The organism is Streptococcus parasanguinis, from assembly GCF_016648855.1.
Taxonomy (GTDB): Bacteria; Bacillota; Bacilli; order Lactobacillales; family Streptococcaceae; genus Streptococcus; species Streptococcus parasanguinis_L.
Map to the genome: position 1 here is coordinate 1 of NZ_JACLQU010000023.1, position 2,713 is coordinate 2,713.

2 protein-coding genes are annotated in these 2,713 nt (G+C 29.9%); one reads left to right on the forward strand and one right to left on the reverse strand.

Translation table 11 applies throughout. The features are described from left to right. Positions 1–330 precede the first annotated feature (330 nt). Positions 331–1,587: an MFS transporter gene (locus H7T92_RS10320; protein ID WP_260314308.1), complete on the forward strand. Its 1,257-nt coding sequence runs from the start codon at positions 331–333 to the stop codon at positions 1,585–1,587. Positions 1,588–2,009: 422 nt separating this feature from the next. Here H7T92_RS10320 and H7T92_RS10325 read toward each other — a convergent pair whose 3' ends face one another. Next, on the reverse strand, positions 2,010–2,297 hold the full coding sequence (locus H7T92_RS10325; protein ID WP_260314309.1) for a hypothetical protein: 288 nt from the start codon (positions 2,295–2,297) through the stop codon (positions 2,010–2,012). Positions 2,298–2,713 lie beyond the last annotated feature (416 nt).

A 2,713-nucleotide genomic window follows, 5' to 3' on the forward strand; every position in this document is an offset into this window, starting at 1 on the left:
AAAAAGCAAAATAAATCAATCTGTTTCATTTTGAAATCCTTTAACGATTGTAAAATATATCCTATTTTAGAAGAGGTACGTAAGAAGTTATCTATTTAGATAATGTCAAAGCAAGAGAGAAATATAATTAGTAAACATAAATACAATATTTTTTACATTTTTTATTATACTTTTATTAGTATAATTGGTAAAATCTTAATTAATAAAAATTATGGTCTATCTAACATTCCAATTACCTTACAACACAGGTTCATTGAATAGGATTAGATAACCGAAGTAATGTTGAAACGAATGGAGGGGGCTAATATTAAGAATTTAATAAGTGATCAAATGTCTAATAGACAAATCATCAAAGACTTTATTAGTAGTTTTATTAGTTCTTTAAGTGGTAAAGCTTTTAATTTCGCTTTAGGATTAATGTTACTGGACCAAACAAAATCGGCAATGAGTTTTGGAATCAACATGATCATCTATCCTTTAGTCAGTTTGATTTTCTTGGTTCCAATCGGTAATTTAGTAGACCGATACCGTCATAAAAAGATCTTAATTTATAATTTTATTTTTAGACTTATAATCTTTCTTCTGTTTTATGCTTTTTATTTTTTAACGAATTCATCTACTATCTTATACCTCGTAATTCCGTTTGTCATATTCCACTCTATTACAGTTAACATCAATGATACTTGTTACTCAGCCTCTATCCACGAGTTAGTAAATGATACAAAAATTCAACGATTAAGCTCTGTTACACAAACTGCCATTGCTATCGCAACCATGCTTTCCCCAGCTATTGGAGTCATTCTTTATAATTGGTTAGGCTTCTCAGGCTTTATTCTTATAGAAATTATTGCAAATCTCCTTTCTTTAGGTGTCTTACTTACCATGAAATTCTTCTATGAACACGAAGAACAAGAAGCTAAGATTAAACAGAATGAAAAGCATCAACATGGGGTCAAAGAAATTATCCAATTCTTAAAAGAAAATCAGATTGTCAAATATATTATTCTTGTTAGTGTTGTACTGAATTTTTTCTATACTTCCATTAGCATTGGAGTACCATTTGTAGTCAAAGAACAACTCTTATTAGATAATGCAACAGTAGGTATCCTAGAAACTATGTCTGCGGTTGGAATGTTATTAGCTAGTGTTTCTATGTCACTATTGCCAGACAAAAAAGAAAATAATACACTTCTCTCTAATAGAATTCGCATTCCACTTTTTCTTCTAACCATTGCTATCGTTGGTTTGGGCATTACATTTGCAACTACTAACACCCAAGTGATTATTTCTTCCGTTGGCGGTTTATTTATGGGAATTATCGCATTCACTCTTGTTATTCTAAATATTGTCGTCATGACCTATCTTCAAAGTAGCATTGAAACAAATTATTTAGGAAGAGTAATGAGTACTTTGTTCACACTAAATACGTCTATCATGCCGATAGGTACCATTGTATTTACTTATCTATTTCAAAAGGGCATAAACGGAGGTCTGATATTCATATTTGGAGGTGTTTCTCTCCTGATCTATACCGTGATAATGTTACCTCGAATATATAGAATACTCCAAAAAGAACACATTTATTGACATTGAAACAAAAGCAGTACTAAAACGTAAAACGAAAAAGACAAGGATAAAACACCTTGTCTTTTTTCAAAATATAAATGGACTGATTTATTTTGGATTCTATTTGTGATTTTGACATGCATCTATATAGGAAACCGTGATTTGCTTCCTCTTAATCATCAAGAATTCTCTCTTCGTGGTAGTTTCTGGGGATTTGTACTTGCATTATATCACTTACTATTCATTGATAAATTTGTTATCTCTAATCGGAAGTAAAACGATACTAGGTAAAAACTCAATTTCAGGAGAAAATAAAGTAAATCTCCCCACAATAAAACGCATAGTATCAAGGTTCTTCAAAACCTAATATTATGCGTTTTTTGATCCTAATGACTAGTAGGACCGCTTCGTTATTGTCCGACAAAATTTAATATGCTTCAAAACTATATCTTGTACAAATTATTTAATCTTTCTAACTCTAATACACTCATAGATACTTCTACTCCAGTAACTACCCCCTTACTATAAATAATTCCACAAGTAAACACAATCCTCTCCTGACTCAAAATATTTGACAATATTACAAAAGATTCCAAAACATAATCCTCTATAGTAATAAAACAATTATTTTCATCTTTGAAAAACTCTATAAATCCAATATCCTTACACTTATCACGAAAATGAAACCTAAGTGATCTTAAAAAAGAATCAAAAAACACATCATTTCCCATAGAAAACCCTTTCATTTTTAAAAACATTCTGATATAATCATACAAAAAATAAAGGAGAACTACAATGAAAAAAGTAATTATTTTTATCTTGTTAATCCTCTTAATCCTCTTATTAATCTTTTCTATTGTTGCAATTCTTATATACAACATGTTTTAAAAAATAAATGACCAGCCTCCTGTAGAGTACAGAAAACTGGTCGTATAAGAGGACTTTCTCTTGTTCCATTATTGGGGTGCAGTTACTAAACATGCTAAGTTTTTTTGCGTGAAGATATATCAAAACTTTTTAAACCAATTCTTGATATACTCTAAGCATATATCCAGTAAGAATTTGATAACTAATAATACAATTCCAATCTTCACAAACATGTAATATTTAAATGTGTCATCAAATGAATGCACACGGATCGGAAAGG